Raw genomic sequence first — 23063 nt, 5'->3', positions numbered from 1 at the left:
GTTCACGCGCCCACCAGTCCGGCGGCCGTCTCGACGAGCATCCGGGCCTGCCCCGCCCAGCCGGGCACGCGGTGCCGGAACGGCTCGGCGCACCGGTTCAGCAGTGCCGCCGCCGTGTGCGCGGCCAGCCCCCGCGGCCGGGGCCGGCCGGGGCGGGCCTCCAGGTAGGAGTCGAGGAGCGGGCCCAGCACCCGGTCCGGTTCGGCGCCGGCCAGGGCCCGGCCCGCGGCGATCTCGGCGGCCACGAAGGACGCCAGGTCCGCGGCCGGGGCGTCCACGCGCACCCGGTCCAGGTCGATCAGCGCCGGACCCCGCTCGGTCAGCAGGACCTGGTCGGCGGAGAGGTCGCCGTGCACCAGGACGCCCGGCTCCGGTTCCAGGGCCCGGGCGCACGCCTGGGCGACTTGTTCCGCCCGCGCCGCGAGGTCGGGCAGGAGCGCGGCGACGGCCCGCGCGGCCACAGCCGGGTCCGTGGGCCGGGCTTCGGGGAGCTCCCGGGGCGCCGGGACGGCGTGCAACCGGGCGAGGAGACCTCCCACGGCGGCCGGCGCGTCGACGTCACCGGCCGCGAGCGCTCCGTCCAGGGGCGTCCCGGGGATCCAGCGCGTGGCCAACAGCCCGAACCTGCTGACCCTGGTCACCTCCGGCACCGGCAGCCCGGCCGCCGCCAGCGTGACATAGGGGGCGACGTTCACCCCGCCCGAGTGGGCGCGCAGCACGTGCTCGGGGCGCCGGGCGTCGCCGTCGAGCCGGCCCACCCAGCGCCGTCCCGGCTTGTGGCGCAGGGTCCGCGCGCGTCGGGTCCCCTGCGAGGCGAACCCGGGGGCGCCGGCGAAGTGGCGCAGCGCCGGCAGGGCGCGGTCGTCGGCGGGCGCCGCCACCACCAGCCCCAGGTCGGGGGCGACCAGGGGGCCCCGCCAGCCCGGATCGGTCACTTCCGTCAGATCGACGCCTGGCGGGGCCGGCGCGGGGGGCCCCTCGGCGTGGCGGACGTCCTTACCGAGCTTGCCGTCGCCTTCGGCCGTGTAGGCCCGCAGGAAGGCGCGGCGGGTCCTGCCGCCGTACCCCAGCCGCAGCGCCGCGGTCAGGCTGGTGCCCGGCTTGTAGCGCAGGTAGGTGACGGTGACCCGTTCGGGGGCCTTCGCGTCCGCGGGCAGCAGCTCCGCCACCAGCGAGGTCAGCGCCTCGTGGTCGAGCACCACCCGCAGCGCGGGAAGGGCGGGGTCGCGGTCGGCGATCTCGGCGTCCGCTGGCTCAAGCACCGGTGGGCCTCCTCGGCTCGGTCGGGGAGCCGGTCGTCTCCGACGCGGCGGCGATGTTCGCGGTCACCTCGATGACCTCCTGGGGCCGTCCCTGGGCGAGCACCCGCCCGTCGTGGATGGCGATGACGACGTCGCAGTCGGCGACCGCGTCGATGTCGTGGGAGATGAGGAAGGTCGTGCGCCCCCGGGTCAGTTCGGCCAGCGCGTCTTGGACCTCCCGCCGGCTATCAGGGTCCAGGCCGGTCGTCGCCTCGTCCAGCACCACGATGGGGGAGCGGCGCAGCATCGCCCGGGCGATCGCGATGCGTTGACGCTGCCCGCCCGACAGGGTCGCCCCGCGCTCGCCCAGCACCGTGTCGTAGCCGTCGGGCAGCGCGGAGACGAAGCCGTGCGCGTTGGCGGCCCGGGCGGCGGCCTCGACCTGCGCGTCGTCGGCGGTGGGGTCGCCGTGCCGGATGTTCTCCCGGATCGTCGTGGCGAACAGCACCGACTCCTGGAGCACGATCGCCACCTGCGAGCGCGCCGCCGCGACCGGCAGGTCGCGCAGGTCCAGCCCGTCGATCACCACCCGCCCCTCGGTGGGGTCCTGGAGGCGCAGCAGCAGCGACGCCATCGTCGACTTGCCCGACCCCGACGGGCCGATCACGCCGACCCGGGTGCCCGCGGGCACCGCCAGGTCCAGTCCGCGCAGCCCCCACCGGCCCGCGCCGTAGTCCAGGCTCACCGACTCGAAGCGGACCTCGCCGCGGCGCGGCGGGGTGACGTCGAGCGGCCCGTCGGTGATGTCGGGGCGCACGGCGAGCAGCTCGGCGACGCGCTCACCGCTGGCCGCGGCCTTGGCGATGCGGCCGGTGTACTTGGCCATGTCCCGCATCGGTTTGAACGCGCTCTTCAGGTAGGTCACGAACACCACCAGTTCGCCGGGGGTGAGGCTGCCTGAGAGAGCGGCATACCCGCCCGCGGTCACGACCATGCCGGTGGCGATGCCCACGAGCAGGTCGGTGCGCCGTTCCAGCCCCGCCGACAGCCGGGTGGCGCGCACGCCCGAGACGAGGCTGGAGTCGTTGCTGGCGGCGAAGCCCCTCTGCTGTTCGGCCTCCAGGCCGTAGGACTGCACGACGGTGATGGCGGCCAGCGCCTCGGCCGCGCCGCCGGCCAGCTCGCCCTCGCGGCGGCGCTGCTCGCGCGCCGCCGAGTTGATCCGCGCGGAGTCCCGCGTCCCGTACAGCGCGAACACCGGGAACATCGCCAGCACCAGGCAGGCCAGCGGCCAGTTGATGATGAGCATGACGACGCTCATCCCCAGCAGGGTGACGACGTTGCCCACCATGGGCAGCGCCGCGGTGACGGCGACCTCCTGCAACCGGTTGACGTCCCCGGTCAGCCGGGTCAGCAGGTCGCCGGCGCGGCTGCTGCGGTGGTAGCGCAACGACAGGCGTTGCAGGTGGGCGAACAGGTCGCCCCGGACCTTGGTGAGCACGCGCGACCCGGCCAGCGCGAACGCGCTCGTCATCAGGTAGGAGGCCAGCGCGCGCATCCCGGCGAACGCGACGACCGTCACCCCGCACAGCACCAGCATCAACATCAGGCGCGGGGTCGGCTCCAGGTCGGGACGGACCACCGCGTCCAGGACGATCTTCAGCGGCCAGGGTTCCAGCAGCCGGAAGGCGACCTCGGTGAACAGCGCGATGAAGCCGCCGGCGACGAGGGTCCGCTCCTGGCGCAGATGCGGGCGCAGGTGGCCGAAGATACGGCGCAGCCCCGGCAGGGACTCCCGTAGGTTCTTCGGTCGGGCCATCTTGTGGTCCTTTCAGGGGGCAGCGGGGTGGGGACGGGGGTGGTCATACCGCGATCGGACCGGCGACGGCCAGCGTGCGTTCCACGACCGCCTCCCAGGTGTGCCCCAGGGCGGTGCGGCGGGCGGCGGCGCGCATCCGGGCGCGCGCCGCGGGGTCGTCGCGCAGGGACTCCAGCGCGGCGGCCAGCGCGGGGGCGTCGCCGCCGGGGACCAGGAGGCCGTTGGAGCCGGGGACGACGACCTGGCCGATCTGGCCGACGTCGCCGGCGACCACGGGCAGGCCCGCCGCCAGGTACTCATAGAGCTTCAGCGGTGAGAAGTAGTGTCCGCCCTCGGCCCGGTAGGGCGCCGCGGCCACGTGCATCCGGCGCAGTTGCGCGGGCACCCGGTCGGGCGGGAGCGCCCCGGTGAACTCGACCCGCTCGGCGACGCCCAGCCGGTGGGCGAGGTCGCGCAGCGACGCGGCCTCGGGGCCGTCGCCGACGATCAGCAGCCGCGCGTCGTCCCCGCGCATCCGGGCGAACGCGCCCACCAGCACGTCCACGCCGTGCCAGCGCTTGAGGGAACCGGTGAAGCCGACGGTGAACGGGCCGTCGGGTTCCCGGTCGGCGGGCCGGAACCGTCGTACGTCCACGCCGTTGGGGATGACGTGGACCCGCTGCGGGGGCGCGCCGTGGGCCAGCACCCACTCCGCGACCGGTCCCGACACGCACACCACGGCCGAGGCCACGGTGAGGGTGCGCGACAGGATCGCCTCGGCGCCGCGCCGGTGGACCAGGCCGCGGTGCTCGGCCTGCTCCTCGATCAACGGGGCGTTGACCTCCAGCACGCCGGGCACCCCGGCCGCGCTCGCCCGCTCCAACGCGAACCCGCCCCACAGCGCGTAGCGCTCGTAGACCAGGTCGTAGGGGCCGGCGGCCTCCATCAGGTTCTCCAGGGCCGCGGCGGCGCGCATCGTCATGCGCTCGCGCGTGGCCGTGTCACCGGTGCGCGCCGGCGCGACCTCGTGCACGGGGATGCCGGCGAGGTCGGCGGGCGGCGGGCCGCCCGTGCGCATGCAGAACAGCTCGACGCGCGCGCCGCGCGCCAGCAGGACCCGCAGGACCTCTTGGACGTGGATGGAGGCCCCCTTGGAGCCGAACACCGGGATGCCGGGGTCGGCGCACACATAGGCGATTCGCACGTTGTCCTCCTTGACGGGGCTGGTCACAGGGCCGCGACGGCGGCGGGCACGGGAGGTCCGGTCACCGGGGGCGGGGGCAGGAGCGCGTCGAGCCGGCCGGCCTGGACGGCGGCGTCGAACTCCCGCTCGACCAGTGCGCGGCCCGCCCGCGCCAGGCCGACCCGCAGCGTCGGGTCGGCCAGCAGCGCGGCGAGCGCGTCGGCCAGGGCGGCCGGGTCCCGCTGGGCCACCACGAGCCCGGTCTCGCCGTCGCGCACCACCTCGGGGATGCCGGTGACGTCGGTGGACACGCACGGGGTGCCCAGCGCCATCGCCTCCAGCAGCACGGTCGGCAGCCCGTCGGCGTTGCCGTCGGAGCCCACGACGCACGGCGCCGCGAACACCGCGGCCGCGCCGACCAGCTCACGGACCCGGGGCTGGGGGAGCGGACCGGTGAACTCCACCGTCCCGGCCAGGCCGAGCCGTTCGGCCAGCGCGGTCAGCTCGCCGGCCAGCGCGCCCGTCCCCGCGATGCGGCAGCGGAACCGCACGCCACGCGCCACCAGCAGGGCGCACGCCTCCAGCAGCACGTCGAACCCCTTCTTCTCGACCAGGCGGCCCACCGCGGCGATCAGCGGGAGACGGTCGACGGGGTCGCGGTAGGGGTGCGCGGAGAGGTCCAGGCCGTTGTAGACCCGGTACACCCGCCGCGCCGCGCTCCCGTAGCGGTCGGTGAGGTGGCCGACGTTGTAGTCGCTGACGGTGACCACGTGGTGGGCGTCGGCGAGTTTGGCGGCCAGGTCGGCCGGCTCCACCGAGGCGTGGAAGATGTCCTTGGCGTGGGCGGTGAACGAGTAGGGCACCCCCGTGATCAGCGAGGTCAGCCGGGCCACGGTCGTGGCGACCGAGCCGAAGTGGGCGTGCAGGTGGGTGATGCCCCGCTCGGTGACGTGCACGGCCAGCTCCATGGCCTGGGCGGCGTCGCGGGCGTCGGCGGCGAGCAGGGCGGTGAGCGCGTCGGGGCCGATGGGGCGCAGCGCGTTGACCCGGGCCAGCGTCTCCCACAGCTCCGCGGCGCGCAGCCGCGTGTGCGGCAGGTAGGTGACGGGGGCCTGGACCCGCGACAGGGTGTCGTGGAAGCGGCCGTCGTTGGGCAGGCGCAGCGAGAACAGCTCGATGTCGGCCCCGCGGGCCTCCCGGGCCAGGACCTCGGTGACGACGAAGGTCTCGGAGAAGCGCGGGTACATCTTCAGCACGTAGCCGATCCGGTGTCCGGTGGCGCCGCCGGGCGACGAGAGGGACATGACGGGTCCTTTCGGGGGATGCCTGTCCGACAGGACAGGGACGGTCAGGAGGCGGTGGGAGCGAAGGCCGGGGAGTCGATCAGCTTCCGGGCCAGTTCGGGGATGCGGGCCAGCCCCTCCAGGTCGGCTCCGCCGCGCGGCCGGCGCGGACGTTCCAGCGCCTCGCCCACCCACGCCCCGATCCCCGAGGGGGTGAGCGCCGCCGGGTGCAGCAGGTCGAGCAGTCCGGCCCCGGCCAGCCGCAGGGCGCGGACGAGCTGTTCGGCCCGTGGCCGCACCCGTGGCACCACCAGCAGCGGGGCGGTGCCCGCCAGGGCCTCGCAGACGGTGTTGTAGCCGCCCATCGACACCACGGCGGAGGCGTGTTCCAGCCAGGGGGCGAGGTCGGGGGCGAACTCGCGCACGCTCATGTCGGCGCGGCCGGCCGCCAGGGCCTCCACCGCCCGGCGCCGCGCCGGCGGCATGTGCGGTCCGGTGACGAACACCCCGTGCACCCCCGCGGGCAGCGGGGCGGAGACGAACGCCTCGGCCAGGCGGGCGCCGTCGGCGCCGCCGCCGGCCAGTCCCAGCACGAAGGGGGTCTGCATCGGCGCGGGCGCGCCGCTCCGCCCGCGGTCGGGCACCAGGTAGCCGGTGTGGGTGACGCGCGCGGCGAGGTCGGCGGGCAGGCCGAGGTCGGCCGTGGGGTCGCTGAGCGTCGGGTCGCCGTAGCACCACACGGCGTCGTAGTAGCGGCGCAGCGCGCTGGTGCCGCGGGCGCGTTCCCAGTCGGCCGCGGCGGCGGAGGGGGCGTCTAAGACGTCGCGCAGACCCAGGACGACGCGTGTGGGGCCGCGCCACAGGACGCGCAGCGCCGGTTCCAGCTCGCCGAACACGCCGCGCGGGTGCTTGTCGACGATGAGCAGGTCGGGGGTGAAGGAGCGAAGCGTCGAGGACAGGATCGCCGAGCGCAGCGAGATGAGGTCGGCGAGGTCGGCGGAGAGGTGACGGGCGGCGTACTCCCCGTCGGGGTCCTTGCCCAGCGCGGGCAGGCCGACCACGTCACAGCCCGGGGGACGGCCGAACGCCGCGGCCTCGGGCGCCCCGGTGAGCAGGAGCACGTCGGGGCGCGGCTCCAGCGCGCCGAGGGCCGAGGCGAGGGCGAGGTTGCGGCGCGTGTGGCCCAGGCCCTGGGCGTCGTGGGAGTACAGCGCGATGCGAAGCCGGCCGGGCCCGTCCCCGGCGGCGCGCGGGGGACGCGGGGTCGCTACGTCATCCAGGGTCACAGGGATCCTCCACGGGGTCGGGTGGGATGGCCGGCGGTGTCGCCCGGCGCAACAACTGTGCTGGCGAGCGCCCTAACGGGGGGTTAAGGAGACGAGAAGGCGATGAGAAGGCGGCGGAGGGGTGCGCGCCGGCGGGAGCGCCGGTGGGAGCGTGGGAACGCGAGACGTGAAATTGCGCGCGGATCCGGTGACGGATCATTGGCCCGCCTGCGCGGGCGACCTGGCCGGGGGCGGCCAAGGTGGAAGTGGCGGGTGTCCTGGGCAGCGCAATCGTTGACGCGAGAGCGTCATGTGCCGACAGTCCGTGCCCGGGAGGCCGGTGCTGATGTTAATCATCCGTCCAGATGGGTATTTCCCATTTCCCAGTGCGGGGCGGTTAATTGCCAATCTCAATCACGCGAACCTCTCTAGAGAGGTCGGGTAGTAAAGTCGCCGGCTTAGCGAGAGCGTCGGAGACTCAGGCGATCCCGCTCCGGAGGCGACCGCGGAGGAAGTGATGGCGATAACAGCACCCCGCTGTGGAAAAAGGAAATCCCCCCGTATATCGTTGCTATCGTGCGGAAGTAGGGCCTGGTCCTGCGGCCGTCGTTTTTCCCGGAACGAGCTCCGGAGTCACCTCGGGTGATCTTTGCCGCCCCTTTGGGTCGTTTGGACGTCGTGATTAGACGCTGTTTTCACGTGTGTAACACGAGGTCATTCGGGTGAAACCCGTGATCTTTACGCTCGTCAATACCGAGTGGGCGTTCTCGGCGATTTTTAAGGAGACGGACATGGTTCCGACGATGCTGCTGGTGGCCGACGGTTCTCACGACCCGCAGCGCAGGGAGGCGCTGGGGGACCTCGCCGAGGCGATCGCGAGTCGTGGAGAGGCTCCCGTGGTGACCGCCTTCGGCTCCGACACCGACCTGAAGACCGCCGTCGAGGCGCTGGAGGGACCGCTCGTCGCCGTCCCGGCCTTCCTGGCCGGTGGCGACCACGCCAGCTCCGAGCTCTTCGCCGGACTGAACCTCGCCGACCGTTTCGACGCCTGCGCGACGGCCCCGTTGGGCGCCGTCCCCTCGATCGTCGCCAACCTGGCGGTCCGCCTGGAGCAGGCCGGCTGGCGGCCCGGCGACGGTGTCGTCCTCGCCGCCGACGGCATCCGCGACCAGGACGAGCGCCAGCAGGTGGCCGCGGTCGCGCGGATGCTCAGCCGCAGGGTGCACTCACCCGTCCAGGTCGGGCACCTGGGAACCTGGGCGCCCTCGGTCTCCGACGCCGTGGCGCGGCTGCGCCGCAACGGCAACCCGCGGGTCGCCGTCGCCGCCTGGCGCCTGGTCGACGGCGCCGACGGCGAGCGTCTCCGCGAACTCGACGCCACGGCCGTGACCGCGCCGCTGTGGCCCTCCGACGTCGTGGTGGACACGCTGCTGGCCCAGCACCGCGCGGCGACGTCGCGGCTGGCCGCCTGAGCCGCTCCCCGTCAGGAACGCCCCCGTACCGGATGAGCGTCGCGCCGCCGCGCGGGTCCCGCCCGCGCGGCGGCGCGGCAGCGCATCACCTACCGGGCGACAGGTCCACCCGGCGCAGGAGCTGGGCGTTGAGCGCGACCACGATCGTCGACAGGCTCATCACCACGGCGCCCACCGCGGGTGGGGGGACGAAGCCGATCGACGCCAGCACCCCCGCCGCCAGCGGCACCGAGATGATGTTGTAGCCCGCCGCCCACAGCAGGTTCTGCCACATCTTGCGGTACCCGGCCGCCGAGAGGCGGCGGACCGCCAGCACGCCGCGCGGGTCGTCCGAGGCCAGCACCACGCCCGCCGACTCGATCGCGACGTCGGTTCCCGCGCCGATCGCGATGCCGACGTCGGCGCGGGCCAGCGCGGGCGCGTCGTTCACGCCATCGCCGACCATCGCCACCCGGTGTCCTCTCCGCTGTAGGTCGCGCACCACCTGGTCCTTCTGTTCGGGCAGCACCTCGGCGAACACCTCGTCGACGCCGAGTTCGGCCGCCACCGCGTCGGCCACGGGCCGGGCGTCGCCGGTCACCATCGCCACGCGCACCCCCTGGTCGTGCAGTTCCGTCACGGCCTGGCGGGACTCCGGCCGGACCTCGTCGGCCAACGCCAGCGCGCCGGTCACCGCGCCGTCGCGCAGCACGTGCAGGACGGTGGCCCCCCGCTCCCGCCAGCCGCGGGTGCGTTCGACGAGTTCGGCGGGCTCGGCCGCGCCCGACTCGGCGAGCAGGGCCGGACCGCCGACCTCGATCCGCGCGCCGTCGACCTCGGCGCGCACGCCGCGGCCGGTGAGGGAGTGAAAGCCGCTCGCCGAGGGGACTCGGCCCCGCTCGCGGGCGGCGCGCGTGATCGCCCGGGCCAAGGGGTGCTCGGAGTCGGCCTCGGCGGCGCCGGCCAGTGCCAGCACCTCCTCCTCGTCGTGGCCGGAGGCGGCGGCGACGCCGGTGACCGTGGGCCGGCCGCGGGTGAGCGTGCCGGTCTTGTCGAACAGCACCACGTCCACCGCGCGCGTGCGCTCCAGCGCCAAGCGGTCCTTGACCAGGATGCCCGCGCGCGCCGACATCGTCGTCGAGATGGCGATGACCAGTGGGATCGCCAGGCCGAGCGCGTGCGGGCAGGCGATCACCAAGACGGTCACGGTCCGTTCCACGGCGTCGGACAGCGGCCCCAGCAGCGACCAGGCGGCGAAGGTGAGCGCGCCCGCGACCAGGGCGAACCAGAACAGGGCCGCCGCGGCGCGGTCGGCCAGCGCCTGGGCGCGCGAACGCGACTCCTGCGCCTCGGCGACCAGCCGCCGGATTCCGGCCAGCGCGGTGTCCTCGCCGACCGCCGAGACGCGCACCCGGACGGCGGAGTCGGTGGCCACGGTTCCCGCCACGACCCGCTCGCCCGCGCGGCGGGTCACGGTCCGCGACTCCCCGGTGATCATCGACTCGTCCATCGCGGCCGAACCGTCCATGACCGTGCCGTCGGCGGGGACCCGGCCGCCGGAGCGGACCAGGACGGTGTCGCCCACGCGCAACTCGCCCAGTCCCACCTCCTCGACGCTCCCGTCCTCGGCGATCCGCTCGGCGGTGTCCGGCAGGAGCTCGGCGAGGGCCTCCAGCGCGCCTGATGCCTGGCCCAGCGCCCGCATCTCCAGCCAGTGGCCCAGCAGCATGATGACCACGAGCAGGGCGAGCTCCCACCAGAAGTCCAGCGCGGGTCCGGCCAGCCCGGCGGCGGAGAACAGCCCGGCGACGAAGGCGACGGTGATCGCCAGCGCGACGAGCGTCATCATGCCCGGCCGGCGGGCGCGCAGTTCGCCGACGGCGCCGCTGAGGAAGGGCCAGCCGCCGTAGCCGAAGATCACGGTGCCCAGGACGGGCGGGATCCAGGCGGCCCAGTGCGGAACGGAGTATCCGAACCATCCGGCGACCATGTGGCTGGTGGCCACGACGGGGATGGCGAGCAGCAGGTTCCATAGGAAGCGGGAGCGGAACGCCGCCGCGTGGTCGCCGTGCCCGTGTGGGCCGTCGTGGCCGGCGTGCTGGCCGTGGCCCGGGGTGGTGGCGGGCGCGGGGTCTCCGGTGGAGGCGGGCGCCGCCGCGTGGTGCCGGGCGTGGTCATCGGGTCCCATATCGGCCTCCCGAGATCGGGTGTCATCATCCGCTTTATACCCCCTGGGGGTATGTGGTCGTCAAGTGGCGCCTCCCCCGGGCGCGTTCACGCTCCCACGCCGCTCGGGGGAGGCGGGGCAGCCCACGACATCGGGCGTGTTGCGAACGGCACCCCCCAAAGGGGATTCGTCGCCGCCGAGGCGGGCAGGAAGGCAGTCAGGAGTCCGGTTCCGGACGCGACGGGACCAGGCCGGCCGCGGCCCTGGGGACACCGCGGGTACCGGGACGCCGCGCAGGTCACGCCGACCCCCGGCGTGCCGCGGGCACCGGACGCACCCCGAATCGGCCGCGGCGCGGATGCATAAGGTGGACCCTATGAGCGACGTCACAGCGCAGTTGGTCGATGACGAACAGCGAGACAGGCTGGTACGACGCTTCGGCGCCGGAGCACGGAACTGGCTGGCCGCGATGCCCGCGCTGGTCGATGAGATCGCCCGCGAGTGGGGACTGACCATCGACGGACCCGCGCCCCACGGCGCCACCTCGGTGGTCCTGTACTGCCGGCGCGAGGACGGCACCCCCGCCGTGCTCAAGGTCGGCCCCGAACCCCGGTTGATCCGCAACGAGGCGCAGATCCTGCGGCTGTGGGAGGGCACCCGGCGGGTACCGGAGGTGTGGCAGGTCGACGGGCGGCGCGGCGGCCTGCTGATGGAGGCGATCTCACCGGGGCGCTCCATCGCCGAGGCCGAGCGAGCGCCGACCGTGGAGGAGATCGCCGCGCTCATCGCCGACCTGCACGGCGCCGACATCCCCGAACGCGACCGGGGGCGCCTGCACCCGCTGCACAGCCGCATCCACTTCGTCTTCGACCTGTGGGAACGCTACCGGGCCGACGGACTGGCCGCCGAGTTCGTGCCCGCCTCCGTGCTGCACCACGGCCACGCCCGCGCCCGCGCCCTCGCCTCGGGCGAGGACGACCTCGTTCCGCTCCACGGCGACCTGCACCCCGGCAACGTCCTCGACGGCGGCCCCGAGCGCGGCCTGGTCGCGGTCGACCCGCGCGGCTGCCTGGGAGACGCCGCCGCCGACGCGGCCGACTGGGCGCTGTGGCGCGTCGAGTCGGTCGAGGAGATCGAACACCGCGCCGCCATCCTCGCCACGGGCGTCGGCGTCCCCACCGAGCGGCTGCTGGCCTGGGCCCGCGCCCTCGCCCCGATCATGGCGATCGCCGTCGCCAACCGCGGTGGCGCCTCCAGCGCCTCCTTCGCGACGCTGATGGACTTCGGCAGCTGCTGACCGGCCCTCGCTCCCCGGCCGCGGTCCGCCCCCTCCACGACGCGCCGTGACCGCGGCCGCGCGCCTGGCCGCTCCCGGCCGCGCCCGCCAGCGTTCAACCGCCCGTGGGATGTCGTTCAATCGGCAGGGGTCGGGGGGACGCGCCGACCCGGCAGGGTTCCCCCGTTCGCATCGTCACCGAACGCGAGGGAGAACCATGCGGCGCAACGCACCGGCGCGGGCCTGGACCGGCGCTCTGACCACCTTGTTTCTCCTCGGCGCGGGGCTGACCACCGTGGCGGCCCCCGCCGCGGCCGACACCGCCGGGGGCGAGGAGTCCCTGGTGGAGACGCCGTGGGTCATCGGCCACCGGGGAGCCTCGGCCTACCGGCCCGAGCACACGCTCGCCGCCTACGAGCTGGCGGTGCGCCAGGGCGCCGACTTCTTCGAACCCGACCTGGTCGCCACCAAGGACGGCCACCTCGTCTCGCGGCACGAGAACGAGCTGGGCGGGACCACCGACGTCGCCGACCACCCCGAGTTCGCCGACCGCAGGACCACCAAGGTCATCGACGGCGTGAGCGTCACCGGCTGGTTCGCCGAGGACTTCACCCTCGCCGAGCTCAAGACGCTGCGGGCCGTCGAACGCATCCCCGACATCCGCCCCGGCAGCAGCCGCTACGACGGCCGCTACGAGATCCCCACCTTCGAGGAGATCCTCGACCTGCGCGAGGAGCTGTCCCGCCGCCACGGCCGGCAGATCCCGATCATCCCCGAGCTCAAGCACGGCGCCTACTTCGACTCCATCGGCCTGGACCTGGAGGAGAAGGTCACCGACGCCCTCGCCGAGCGCGGGCTCACCGACGAGGACGACCCCGTGGTCCTCCAGTCGTTCGAGCCCGACAGCGCCCGCGAACTCGACCGGCGCACCGACGTACGGATCGTCCAGCTCATCAGCGGCGGCCAGCGCGAGCTGACCACCCCCGAGGGGCTGGACGAGGTGGCCGGCTACGCCGACGCGATCGGCCCGACGATCTCGCTGGTCCTGCCCACCGGACCCGACGGCCGCGCGGGTGAGCCCACCTCGCTGGTCGCCGACGCCCACGACCGGGGGCTGCTCGTCACCCCCTACACGCTGCGCAGCGAGAACGCCCACCTGCCCGACGGCTACGACAAGGGCTCCCGGCCCGACAAGTACGGCGACCACCGCGCCTACTACACCGCGGTCCTGGAGACCGGGGTGGACGGCGTGTTCTCCGACAACCCCGACCACCTGTACAAGGCGCGCCAGAAGTTCCTGCGCGACCGCCGGTGACGGCCGGCCGCCGGGCGGAGCGCGGTCCGCCCGGCGGTCAGCCCTGTTCCGTGGGAGGCTCACCGGGCTCGAAGCGATACCCCATCCCCGCCTCGGTGATGAGATGGCGCGGGTGCGCGGGGTCGGCTTCGAGCTTGCGGCGCAACTGCGCCAGGTAGACGCGCAGGTAGTTCGTCTCGCTCTGGTAGGCCGGCCCCCACACGTCGTGCAGGAGCTGCCGCTGGCTGACCAGCCGGCCGGCGTTGCGCACCAGGATCTCCAGGATGTGCCACTCGGTGGGGGTCAGCCGCACCTCCCCGCCGTCGCGCAGCACCCGCTTGGCGCCGAGGTCCACGGTGAACGTCGCGGTGCGCACGACCGGCGCCTCCTCGACGCGCACCGCGCGCCGGGCCGCCGCGCGCAACCGGGCCAGCAGCTCGTCCATCCCGAACGGCTTGGTGACGTAGTCGTCGGCGCCCGCGTCCAGCGCGCGCACCTTCTCCCCGGCCGAGTGCCGGGCGGACAGCACGATGATCGGCACCGCCGACCAGCCGCGCAGCCCCTCGATGACCTCGATCCCCTCCATGTCGGGCAGGCCCAGGTCGAGCAGCACGATGTCGGGGGCGCGCCGGGCCGCGGCCTCCAGCGCGCCGGCGCCGTCGGCGGCGGTGTCCACCTCGTAGCCGCGCGCCCGCAGGTTGATCCGCATGGCGCGGACGATCTGCGCGTCGTCGTCGACCACGAGCACCCGCATCACCCGGTCCCCTTTCCGCCGTGCCGTCCCTTGTCCGCGCCACGCAGCGTGAACACCATGGTCAGCCCCCCGCCGGGGGTGTCCTCGGCGGCCAGCCTGCCCTCCATCGCCTCGGTGAACCCGCGCGCCACCGCCAGCCCCAGGCCGATGCCCGTGCCCCGCGGAGCGTCGCCGAGCCGCTGGAACGCCTCGAAGATCCGCTCCTTGGACTCATCGGGGACACCCGGGCCGTGGTCGGCCACGCGCAGCTCCACCGTGTCGCCGAGGGCGCTCGCGGCGATCCGCACCGGGGCCGCGCCGGGAGGGTTGTGCCGTACGGCATTCTCCACCACGTTGGCCACCGCCCGCTCCAGCAGCCCCGGATCGACGGCCACGCGCGGCAGGTCGTCGGGGACCTCGACGAGCACGGCCCGCGCGGGCACGCCGATGAGCGTGGCGGGGACGATCTCCTCCAGGCCGACCGCCTTGACGTTGGGCCGGACGGTGTCGGTCTGGAGGCGGCTCATGTCGAGCAGGTTGCCGACGAGGCCGTTGAGCCGGTCGGTGGACTCCTCGATGTTCTCCAGCAGCTCTCGCCGGTCCCGCTCGTCCAGGTCGATGTCGGTGGCGCGCAGGCTCGACACGCTCGCCTTGATCGAGGTCAACGGCGTGCGCAGATCGTGGGAGACCGCGGCGAGCAGCGCCGTGCGGATCCGGTTGCCCGCGGCCTGGCGGCGCGCCTCGGCGGCGTCGCGGGCCAGCCGCTGGCGGTCCAGCGCGATGCCCAGGTGGGTGGCGAAGGCGCCCAGCACCCGGCGGTCCCCGGCGGCCAGGACCCGGCCGCGTAACGCGAGCGCGAGCGTGTCACCGACCGACACCAGCACGTCGGCGTCCTCAGGGCGGTCACAGGGGTCGGAGCCGACCCCCGCCAGGGGCCGCCACCGCCCCGTGTCGTCCTGCTCCAGCAGCGCCGCCGAGCGCTGCCCGAACGTCTCGGTGATGCGCCGCAGCAACGCCGGGATCGGGTCCTCCTCGCCGAGGACGCTGCCGGCGAGGAGGCTGAGCGTGCTCGCCTCGGCGCGGGCGCGGGCGGCCTGCGCCGAACGGCGCGTGGACACGTCCACGATCAGCGCCACCACCACCCCCACCACGACCGAGACGACCAACGCCACCAGGTTGTCGAGCTGGGCGACCGTCAACCGGTACAGGGGAGGGGTGAACAGCAGGTTGAGCAGTGTGCTGCCCCACAGCGCCGAGAACACCGCCGGGCGCAACCCGCCGATCAACGCCACGGCCACGGTGATGAGCAGGAACAGCATCATGTCGGTGGACAGGCCGAGCAGGTTCAGCGGCGGCAGCCACAACCCCGCCGCGACCAGCGGCGGCGCCAGCGCCGCCACCACCCACCCCCACCCGCGGCGGGCCCGGCCCAGGCCGGCCGCCGCCGGCGGCGGCAGCAGCCCCATGCCGCTGCCCACGTGCTCGTGGGGGACGATGTGCACGTCGACGTCACCGGCCTCGCGCGCCACGGTCGCCCCGACGCCGGGCCCGAACACGTACTGCCAGCTGCGCCGGCGGGAGGAGCCCAGCACGATCTGGGTCGCGTTGACCCCGCGCGCGAAGTCCAGCAGCGCGCCCGCCACGTCGTCGCCCAGGACCTGGTGGTAGGTGCCGCCCAACTGCTCCAGCAGCCGGCGCTGGTGGGCCAGCGCCTCGGGCTCGGCCGAGGACAGGCCGTCGCCGGAGACCACGTGCACCCCCATGAGGTGGCTGGGCTGGGGCCGGCCGCCACGGGAGCGCGCGGCGATCCGCGCCGCGCGGCGGATCAGCGTCTCGCCCTCGGGGCCGCCGGTCAGCGCGACCACCACCCGTTCGCGGGCCTCCCAGGTCAGGCGGATGTTGTGCTCGCCCCGGTAGCGGGCCAACCCCTCGTCCACCCGGTCGGCGACCCACAGCAGCGCCAGCTCCCGCAGCGCGGTCAGATTGCCCTCGCGGAAGTAGTTCGACAGCGCGGCGTCGATCTTCTCCACCGGGTAGACGTTGCCGTGCGACATGCGCCGGCGCAGCGCGTGCGGCGACATGTCGCACAACTCGATCTGGTCGGCCCGGCGCGCCACCTCGTCGGGGATCGTCTCGCGCTGGCGCACCCCGGTGATCTGCTCCACGACGTCGTTGAGCGACTCCAGGTGCTGGATGTTGACGGTGGAGATGACGTCGATGCCGGCCTCCAGCAGCTCCTCGACGTCCTGCCAGCGTTTGGCGTTGCGCGACCCCGGCACGTTGGTGTGGGCGAGCTCGTCGACCACCGCGACCCGCGGGGCCCGGGCGATCACCGCCGCCACGTCCAGCTCCTCGAACGCCACACCACGGTGGACCAGGGTGCGCCGCGGGACCACCTCCAGCCCTTCGAGGAGTTCGGCGGTGCGGGGCCGCCCGTGCGTCTCGACGAAGCCGACGACGATGTCGGTGCCGCGCTCCCGCCGGCGCCGCGCCTCGCTCAGCGCGGCGTAGGTCTTGCCGACGCCGGGCGCTGCGCCCAGGTAGATCCGGAGTCTGCCACGTGCCACACCACTCATTGTGCTGCCTGGGGAAAAGGCCGCGGCCGCGCCCCGGGTGGCGCGTCCCGGGGCACGGCCACGGCGGTTCAGGCGTCCTCCAGGGCCAGGTTCAGCGTCAGCACGTTCACGCCCGGCTCGCCGAGGAAGCCCAGGGCGCGGCCGGTGGTGTGCTCGCGGACCAGCGCGCGCACCTCTCCCGGGTCCATTCCCCGGGCCTGGGCCACCCGGTCGGCCTGGAGGTCGGCGTAGGCCGGCGAGATGTGCGGGTCGAGTCCGCTGCCGCTGGCCGTCAGCGCGTCGGCGGGCACCTCCTCGGGCGCCACGCCGTTCTCCGCCGCCACGGTGGCCCGCCGCTCCTCGACCGCGGCCGTCAGCTCCTCGTTGTTGGGGCCGAGGTTGGAGGCGCCGCTGGCCGACCCGTCGTAGCCGTCGCCGGCCGCCGAGGGGCGGGGGTGGAACCACCGCGGTCCCGAGAAGGACTGTCCGAGCAGTTCGGAACCGACGACCTCGCCGTCGTGCCTCACGGGCGAGCCGTCCGCCTGGTGGGGGAAGACGAGCTGGGCCACACCGGTGACCGCCAGCGGATAGGCGACCCCGAGCAGCACCGTCATGACGAGCAGGACCCGCGCCGCGGCGAGGTGGCGGCGTAGCCAGGGAGAGGTGGAGGACATGTCAGGCCAATCCGGGGATGAGGGAGACGACGACGTCGATGAGTTTGATGCCGACGAAGGGCGTGATCAGGCCGCCCAGGCCGTAGATCAGCAGGTTGCGGCGGAGCATCGCCGCCGCGTCGCCCGCGCGGTAGCGCACGCCGCGCAGCGCCAACGGGATCAGCGCGACGATGACCAGCGCGTTGAACACCACCGCCGAGACGATCGCCGACTCCGGGCTGGTCAGCCCCATGATGTTGAGCGTTCCCAACCCCTCGTAGCCGGCCATCCCGGCGAACATCGCCGGGATGATCGCGAAGTACTTGGCGACGTCGTTGGCGACGGAGAAGGTGGTCAGCGCGCCGCGGGTGATCAGCAGCTGCTTGCCGATCGCGACGATGTCGATGAGCTTGGTCGGGTCGGAGTCCAGGTCGACCATGTTGCCGGCCTCCTTGGCCGCGGTCGTGCCCGTGTTCATCGCCACGCCGACGTCGGCCTGGGCCAGCGCGGGGGCGTCGTTGGTGCCGTCACCGGTCATCGCGACCAGGCGCCCGCCCTCCTGCTCCCTCCTGATCAGGGCCAGCTTGTCCTGGGGGGTCGCCTCGGCCAGGAAGTCGTCGACACCGGCCTCGGCCGCGATCGCCCCCGCGGTGCGCGGGTTGTCGCCGGTGACCATCACCGTGCGGATCCCCATCGCGCGCAGCCGCGCGAACCGGTCCCGCAGGCCGGGTTTGACGACGTCCTTGAGGTGGACGACGCCCAGGACGCGGGCGGTGGAGCCGTCGCGTTCGGCGACGACCAGCGGGGTGCCGCCCTCGGAGGCGATCGCCTCGACCACCTCGGTCACCGCGGCGTCGTAGGTCCCGCCGGACTCCTCGACCCAGCGCCGCACCGCCGAGGCCGCGCCCTTGCGGACGCCGCGCCCCCCGGGCAGGTCCATGCCGCTCATGCGGGTCTCGGCGCTGAAGGGCACCGCGGTGGCCTCCTGCGCCGGCGCGATGGGGCCGGTCTCGCGCTCGCACAGCACCACGATGCTGCGGCCCTCCGGCGTCTCGTCGGCCGCGCTCGCGGCCAGCGCCGCCGCGGCCAGCTCCCGCGCACTCACACCGGCGGCCGGCAGGAGCGCGTGCGCCTGGCGGTTGCCCAGCGTGATCGTGCCGGTCTTGTCCAGCAGCAGCGTGTCCACGTTGCCGGCGGCCTCCACCGCCCGGCCCGACATCGCCAGTACGTTGCGCCGCACCAGGCGGTCCATGCCGGCGATGCCGATCGCCGGCAGCAGCGCGCCGATCGTGGTGGGGATGAGGCACACCAGCAGCGCCACCAGGATCAGCACGGAGGGGCCCGAACCGTCCCCCGAGGCGTAGGCCGCGAAGGGGGACAGCGTCACCACGGCCAGCAGGAAGCACAGCGTCAGCGAGGCCAGCAGCGCCCCCAGCGCGATCTCGTTGGGCGTCTTCTGCCGGTCGGCCCCCTCGACCAGCGCGATCATCCGGTCCAGGAAGGTCGCGCCGGGCTCGGCGGTGATCCGCACGACGATCCGGTCGCTGAGGACGGTGGTACCGCCCGTGACCGAGCTGCGGTCGCCCCCGGACTCGCGGATCACCGGGGCGGACTCGCCGGTGACCGCGGACTCGTCCACGCTGGCGACCCCCTCGACGACGTCGCCGTCGCCGGGGATGACGTCACCGGCCTCGCACACCACCAGGTCGCCCACGCCCAGCCGGGTCGCGGGGACGACGTTCTCCACGCCGCCCTCAAGCCGGCGCGCCGTCGTCTCGCGGCGGGCCTGGCGCAGCGTGTCCGCCTGCGCCTTGCCGCGGCCCTCGGCGATCGCCTCGGCCAGGTTCGAGAAGATCACGGTCGCCCACAGCCACAGCGTGACCACGACCGCGAAGACGCTCGGCTCCACCACGCAGTAGACGGTGGTCAGCACGCACCCCACCAGCACCACGAACATCACCGGCTGGGCGGCCATCGACCGGGGGTCGAGCTTGCGCAGCGCGGCGGGCACCTGCGCGAGCACGGCCCGCGCGGTCAGCCGGCCGGCCGCCGCGTCCGCGCGGGCGGGAGCCGGCGCGGCCGACCCGTCGGTGCCCGAGGGGGCGGGGGTGAGGGTATCGGTGTCGGACATGTCAGAGCAGCCCCTCCGCGATGGGCCCCAGCGCGAGCGCCGGGAAGAAGGTGAGACCGGTGACGATGACCGTGGTGGCCACGACCATCGTCACGAACAGGGGACGGTGGGTGGGCAGCGTGCCCGCGGTGACCGGCGCCGGCTGCTGGGCGGCCAGCGCGCCCGCCAGCGTCAGCGCGAACACGATCGGCAGGAAGCGGCCGAACAGCATCGCCAGGCCGATCGCCGTGTTGTAGAAGAAGGTGTCGGCGCTGAGCCCGGCGAAGGCGCTCCCGTTGTTGTTGGCCCCCGACGCGAAGGCGTAGAGGACCTCGGTGAAGCCGTGCGCGCCGGGGTCGCCCATCGAGGCGCGCGCCTGCGGCAGCGCCATGGCGATCCCCGTGCACACCAGCACGAGCGCCGGTGTGGTCAGGACGAACAGGGCGATCAGCTTGATCTCGCGGGCGCCGATCCGCTTGCCGAGGTACTCGGGGGTGCGGCCGATCATCAGCCCGCCCAGGAACACCGCGAGCATCGCCAGCACGAGCATCCCGTACAGGCCCGATCCCACACCGCCCGGCGTGACCTCGCCCAGCAGCATGTTGAACAGGACCATTCCGCCGCCCAGCGGGGTGAAGGAGTCGTGGAAGGAGTTCACCGCGCCGGTGGAGGTGCCGGTCGTGGCCGTCGCGAACAGCGCCGACGCCCATTCGCCGAAACGGACCTCCTTGCCCTCCATCGCGGCGCCCGCCGCCTGTGTCGCCGCGCCGCCGCCGTGGACCTCGGCCGCCGTCGTCGCGGCCAGCGACACGCAGAACAGGGTCGCCATCGCGCCGAGGATCGCCAGGCCGTGGCGGTGCGAACCGGCCCCGGAGCGCGCCAGCAGCGTCCCGTAGGTGCGGGTCAACGACACCGGGATCAGCAGGATCAGGAAGATCTCGAACAGGTTGGTCCAGGCGGTGGGGTTCTCGAAGGGGTGCGCCGAGTTGGCGTTGAAGAAGCCGCCACCGTTGGTGCCCAGCTCCTTGATGACCTCCTGCGAGGCCACCGGACCGCCCGGAACCAGCTGCGTCCCGCCCCCCAGCGTCGCCTGCTCGGTCAGGCCGGAGAGGTTCTGCACCACCCCGCCCGCGACCAGCACCAGCGCGCCGGCGAAGGACAGCGGCAGCAGGATGCGCACGACCGTGCGGACCAGGTCCACCCAGAAGTTGCCGAGCGTGTCGCTGCGGCGCCGGATCAGGCCGCGCACCAGCGCCACCGCCACGGACATGCCCACCGCGGCCGACAGGAAGTTCTGCACCGCCAGCCCGGCCATCTGGGTGAGGTGGCTCATCGCCGCCTCGCCCGAGTAGGACTGCCAGTTGGTGTTGGCGGCGAACGACACGGCGGTGTTCCACGCCTGGTCGGGGTCGATCGGCCCCATCCCGATGGACAGGGGAAGCCACTGCTGGACCCGCTGGAGCAGGTAGACCAGCAGGATCGACAGCAGGGCGAACGCGAGCACACCGCGCAGGTAGGCCCCCGGGCGCTGCTCGGTGTCGGCCCGCACCCCGCACAGCCGGTAGACCAGGCGCTCGGCCGCGAGGTGGCGGGTGGAGGAGTAGACGCGCGCCATGTAGTCGCCCAACGGGACGTACACGGCGGCGAGCAGGCAGAACAGCAGGGCGATCTGGAGCAGCCCCGCCAAGGTGTCGGACACGGCCTAGAACCTCTCGGGAAGGACGAGGGCGACGACGAGGTAGACCAGCAGCGCGATCGCGACGACCAGGCCGGTGATCTCCAGGACGGGGGTCACAGCCGTCCCACCCCTCTGGCGACCAGCCCGACGAGCGCGAAGCACGCGAGCGTCAGGGCGATGTAGACGGCGTCCAGCACGGGGATCGCTCCTTTCCGCCGCGCCCGGCAGGGGACCGTCCCCCTACTCGAACAAGCCCGGCAGAAGGATTGAACTGCGCATTTGTGGCGTTAATGGGCGTGTTAACGCGGTCCTGACGCGGGCACGCGCGACGTTGACGGGTCCTTAACGCCGAATGGTGGAGAGCGCCCACCCCGGCCGGGCGCGCGCTCGCTGACTAGGCTGCCGGCAACGCCCAGTCGAGGAGGACGCCGTGGGTCCCGACATCGGTCTCCAGCTTCCCTGCCGGCTGCCGCCCTCCCGGCTGGTCGCCCTCGCCCGCGACGCCGAACACGCCGGCTTCGACGAGGTGTGGATCGTGGAGGACTGCTGCTACGCCGGCGGCGTCGCCACCGCCGCGAGCGTCCTCGCGGCCACCGAGCGCGTCGTCGTGGGCATCGGGATCCTGCCCGCGGTCGTGCGCAACGCCGCGTTCACCGCCATGGAGCTGGCCGCGCTCGCCGAACTCCATCCGCGTCGCCTCATCGCCGGTCTCGGACACGGCATGCGCGACTGGATGCGCCAGGTCGGGGCCGCGCCCGCCTCGCCGTTGACCGCGCTGGCCGAGCACCTCGACGCGGTCCGGGCCCTGCTCGCCGGGGAGACCGTCACCGTCCAGGGGCGTTACGTGCGGTTGGACGGCGTGCGACTGGAGTTCCCGCCCGAGGCGGTGCCGCCGGTCCTGGCCGGCGTGCGCGGACCGAAGTCCCTGGAGGTGTCGGGGCGGCACGCCGACGGCACCCTCCTGGCCGAACCCGCCTCGCCCGCCTACATCACCGCGGCGCGCCGGGCCATCGCCGAAGGCCACACCGATCCGCGTCGGCCGCACCGTCTGGCCGCCTACACCTGGTTCCACGTGGGCGAGGACCTGGGCGAGGCCCGCGACGCCCTGCGCCCCGCGATCGCCGCCGCGGTCACCGACCCCGCCTGGGCGGCCCACCTCGAACCGCTGGGCTACACCGGGCAGGCCCGCGAACTCGCGGACCTGCCCGAGGAGGAGCGCGCCGGCGCGCTGCCGGACGCCTGGATCGACGAACTCGCCGTGGTCGGCACCCCACGCGACTGCGCGGCCCGGATCGGCGAGCTGTACCGGGCCGGCGCCGACGCGGTGGTGCTGCTGCCGGGACCCGACACGGCCGGACAGCTCGCCCGGGCCGGGACCGACCTGCTGCCCCTGCTGCGCTCCTGACGCGGGGTCAGCGGGTCGGGTCGAGGACGAGCTTGCCCGTGGTGGCGCGCGAGCGCAGCGCCTCGTGGGCCGCGCGGGCCTGGGACAGCGGATACTCGCCCCCCAGCACCGGGCGCAGCTTCCCCGCGCCGACCAGCCCGAACATCTCCGTCATGGCCCGCCCCACGACGTTCCCCGGCAGCAGGAAGGCGTGCGGCAGCCACATGCCGCTGACCGTCGTGGAGAAACGCATCAGGTTGGCCGGGCGCACGGGCCGGGGCTCCTCGCGGGAGGCCATCCCGTAGAAGGCCAGCCGGCCGAACGGCGCGAGCGCCCGCAGGCTCTCGTCGGTGACCCGGCCGCCGGTCATGTCGAGCACCGTGTCCACCCGGCGACCGTCGTTGGCCTCGATCAGGGCGGCCGTCATGTCCTCGGCGCGCGAGTCGACGGCCACGTCGGCGCCGAGTTCCAGGGCGAGCTTCCGCTTCTGCGGGCTGCTCGCGGTGGCGATGACACGACCGGCCCCGAACGCGCGGGCGAGCTGGACCGCCAGCGACCCCACGCCCCCGGCCGCCGCGTGCACGACAACGGACTCCCCCGCCTCCAGCCGCACGTTGCGGCGCAGCAGCACCCACGCGGTCGCCCCCTGGACGAGCAGCGCGAGCGCGGCGGCGTCGTCGACGTCGTCGGGGACGTCGAAGGTCAGGTTCGGGTCGGCGACCGCGCGCTCGGCGTATCCGCCGCTGCCGAGCATGGCCACGACCCGTCGCCCGTCGGGGGTGTGGCCGACGACCTCGCTCCCCGGGACGAGGGGGAGGGTGGCGGGGGCGAGGTAGGAGTTCTCGGCCTGGTGGGTGTCGGCGTAGTTGACCCCGGCCCGGGTGACCTCGATCGCGACCTGTCCGGGGCCGGGAACGGGGTCGGGGAGCTCGACCGGGCGCAGGACCTCGGGACCGCCGAACTGGGTGATCTGGATGGCGCGCATCTGTCGT

17 protein-coding genes are annotated in these 23063 nt (G+C 74.2%); 4 read left to right on the top strand and 13 right to left on the bottom strand.

The annotated features are described in order from the left end of the window. Nucleotides 1-2: 2 nt before the first annotated feature. From ACYVHU_RS09595 to ACYVHU_RS09575, 5 genes are read right to left on the bottom strand one after another with little or no spacing between them, the layout of a single operon-like run. Nucleotides 3-1262 (bottom strand): phosphotransferase, encoded by a 1260-nt coding sequence (locus tag ACYVHU_RS09595; protein WP_432936725.1) that lies wholly within the window; start codon nucleotides 1260-1262, stop codon nucleotides 3-5. Further along, entirely contained in the window at nucleotides 1255-3060 is a 1806-nt protein-coding gene (locus ACYVHU_RS09590) for an ABC transporter ATP-binding protein (RefSeq protein ID WP_498948132.1), read from the bottom strand. Before ACYVHU_RS09590 ends, ACYVHU_RS09595 begins: the two co-directional genes overlap by 8 nt. 43 nt (nucleotides 3061-3103) lie before the next feature. Further along, the gene (locus ACYVHU_RS09585) at nucleotides 3104-4243 is read right to left on the bottom strand and encodes a glycosyltransferase family protein (RefSeq protein ID WP_498948131.1); all 1140 of its coding nucleotides are present in this window, start codon (nucleotides 4241-4243) and stop codon (nucleotides 3104-3106) included. Nucleotides 4244-4266: 23 nt separating this feature from the next. Continuing rightward, nucleotides 4267-5526, bottom strand: coding sequence for a glycosyltransferase (locus tag ACYVHU_RS09580; protein WP_078761518.1), 1260 nt, complete (start codon nucleotides 5524-5526; stop codon nucleotides 4267-4269). A gap of 44 nt (nucleotides 5527-5570) precedes the next feature. Next, on the bottom strand, nucleotides 5571-6791 hold the full coding sequence (locus ACYVHU_RS09575; RefSeq protein WP_078761517.1) for a glycosyltransferase family protein: 1221 nt from the start codon (nucleotides 6789-6791) through the stop codon (nucleotides 5571-5573). 770 nt (nucleotides 6792-7561) lie between these two features. Here ACYVHU_RS09575 and ACYVHU_RS09570 point away from each other — a divergent pair. Further along, complete coding sequence (locus ACYVHU_RS09570) at nucleotides 7562-8242, top strand: sirohydrochlorin chelatase (RefSeq protein ID WP_078761516.1); 681 nt, start codon at nucleotides 7562-7564, stop codon at nucleotides 8240-8242. 85 nt (nucleotides 8243-8327) lie between these two features. Here ACYVHU_RS09570 and ACYVHU_RS09565 read toward each other — a convergent pair whose 3' ends face one another. Beyond that, the gene (locus tag ACYVHU_RS09565) at nucleotides 8328-10409 is read right to left on the bottom strand and encodes an HAD family hydrolase (protein WP_498948130.1); all 2082 of its coding nucleotides are present in this window, start codon (nucleotides 10407-10409) and stop codon (nucleotides 8328-8330) included. Between the two features lie 355 nt (nucleotides 10410-10764). On the opposite strand from ACYVHU_RS09565, the gene ACYVHU_RS09560 reads away from it, so the two are divergent. Then, nucleotides 10765-11685, top strand: coding sequence for an aminoglycoside phosphotransferase family protein (locus ACYVHU_RS09560; protein WP_078761514.1), 921 nt, complete (start codon nucleotides 10765-10767; stop codon nucleotides 11683-11685). 196 nt (nucleotides 11686-11881) lie between these two features. Continuing rightward, the gene (locus ACYVHU_RS09555; RefSeq protein ID WP_078761513.1) at nucleotides 11882-12979 is read left to right on the top strand and encodes a glycerophosphodiester phosphodiesterase; all 1098 of its coding nucleotides are present in this window, start codon (nucleotides 11882-11884) and stop codon (nucleotides 12977-12979) included. Nucleotides 12980-13016: 37 nt separating this feature from the next. On the opposite strand, the gene ACYVHU_RS09550 is transcribed toward ACYVHU_RS09555, so the two are convergent. The 6 genes from ACYVHU_RS09550 to kdpF all read right to left on the bottom strand — a co-directional run bounded on the left by ACYVHU_RS09550 (nucleotide 13017) and on the right by kdpF (nucleotide 20804). After that, nucleotides 13017-13712, bottom strand: a complete 696-nt coding sequence (locus ACYVHU_RS09550; RefSeq protein WP_078761512.1) for a response regulator — start codon at nucleotides 13710-13712, stop codon at nucleotides 13017-13019. Further along, a complete protein-coding gene (locus tag ACYVHU_RS09545) occupies nucleotides 13712-16267 on the bottom strand; it encodes an ATP-binding protein (protein ID WP_078761511.1) in 2556 nt (851 codons plus the stop codon). The genes ACYVHU_RS09550 and ACYVHU_RS09545 overlap by 1 nt, the downstream gene beginning before the upstream one ends. Before the next feature lie 68 nt (nucleotides 16268-16335). Continuing rightward, entirely contained in the window at nucleotides 16336-16920 is a 585-nt protein-coding gene (kdpC, locus tag ACYVHU_RS09540) for a potassium-transporting ATPase subunit C (RefSeq protein ID WP_498948129.1), read from the bottom strand. Nucleotide 16921: 1 nt separating this feature from the next. After that, a complete protein-coding gene (gene kdpB / locus ACYVHU_RS09535) occupies nucleotides 16922-19030 on the bottom strand; it encodes a potassium-transporting ATPase subunit KdpB (protein WP_498948128.1) in 2109 nt (702 codons plus the stop codon). Between the two features lies 1 nt (nucleotide 19031). Then, the gene (gene kdpA / locus ACYVHU_RS09530; RefSeq protein ID WP_498948127.1) at nucleotides 19032-20708 is read right to left on the bottom strand and encodes a potassium-transporting ATPase subunit KdpA; all 1677 of its coding nucleotides are present in this window, start codon (nucleotides 20706-20708) and stop codon (nucleotides 19032-19034) included. A 3-nt stretch (nucleotides 20709-20711) separates the two neighbouring features. Then, nucleotides 20712-20804, bottom strand: a complete 93-nt coding sequence (kdpF, locus tag ACYVHU_RS09525; RefSeq protein WP_200813608.1) for a K(+)-transporting ATPase subunit F — start codon at nucleotides 20802-20804, stop codon at nucleotides 20712-20714. Nucleotides 20805-21117: 313 nt separating this feature from the next. On the opposite strand from kdpF, the gene ACYVHU_RS09520 reads away from it, so the two are divergent. Continuing rightward, nucleotides 21118-22092, top strand: a complete 975-nt coding sequence (locus tag ACYVHU_RS09520; RefSeq protein WP_498948126.1) for an LLM class oxidoreductase — start codon at nucleotides 21118-21120, stop codon at nucleotides 22090-22092. Nucleotides 22093-22099: 7 nt separating this feature from the next. Here ACYVHU_RS09520 and ACYVHU_RS09515 read toward each other — a convergent pair whose 3' ends face one another. Next, nucleotides 22100-23056: a quinone oxidoreductase family protein gene (locus ACYVHU_RS09515; protein WP_498948125.1), complete on the bottom strand. Its 957-nt coding sequence runs from the start codon at nucleotides 23054-23056 to the stop codon at nucleotides 22100-22102. Between the last annotated feature and the right edge of the window lie 7 nt (nucleotides 23057-23063).

It is taken from the genome of Marinactinospora endophytica (assembly GCF_054780875.1).
This window is presented reverse-complemented; position numbering and strand designations above follow the sequence as displayed.

Bases quoted from the DNA above. Each gene is read 5' to 3' on its own strand.
- ACYVHU_RS09590 (WP_498948132.1), bottom strand. From the start codon at position 3,060: ATGGCCCGACCGAAGAACCTACGGGAGTCCCTGCCGGGGCTGCGCCGT.
- ACYVHU_RS09580 (WP_078761518.1), bottom strand. From the start codon at position 5,526: ATGTCCCTCTCGTCGCCCGGCGGCGCCACCGGACACCGGATCGGCTAC.
- ACYVHU_RS09570 (WP_078761516.1), top strand. From the start codon at position 7,562: ATGGTTCCGACGATGCTGCTGGTGGCCGACGGTTCTCACGACCCGCAG.
- ACYVHU_RS09565 (WP_498948130.1), bottom strand. From the start codon at position 10,409: ATGGGACCCGATGACCACGCCCGGCACCACGCGGCGGCGCCCGCCTCC.
- ACYVHU_RS09560 (WP_078761514.1), top strand. From the start codon at position 10,765: ATGAGCGACGTCACAGCGCAGTTGGTCGATGACGAACAGCGAGACAGG.
- ACYVHU_RS09555 (WP_078761513.1), top strand. From the start codon at position 11,882: ATGCGGCGCAACGCACCGGCGCGGGCCTGGACCGGCGCTCTGACCACC.
- ACYVHU_RS09550 (WP_078761512.1), bottom strand. From the start codon at position 13,712: ATGCGGGTGCTCGTGGTCGACGACGACGCGCAGATCGTCCGCGCCATG.
- ACYVHU_RS09545 (WP_078761511.1), bottom strand. From the start codon at position 16,267: ATGAGTGGTGTGGCACGTGGCAGACTCCGGATCTACCTGGGCGCAGCG.
- kdpC (WP_498948129.1), bottom strand. From the start codon at position 16,920: ATGTCCTCCACCTCTCCCTGGCTACGCCGCCACCTCGCCGCGGCGCGG.
- kdpB (WP_498948128.1), bottom strand. From the start codon at position 19,030: ATGTCCGACACCGATACCCTCACCCCCGCCCCCTCGGGCACCGACGGG.
- ACYVHU_RS09515 (WP_498948125.1), bottom strand. From the start codon at position 23,056: ATGCGCGCCATCCAGATCACCCAGTTCGGCGGTCCCGAGGTCCTGCGC.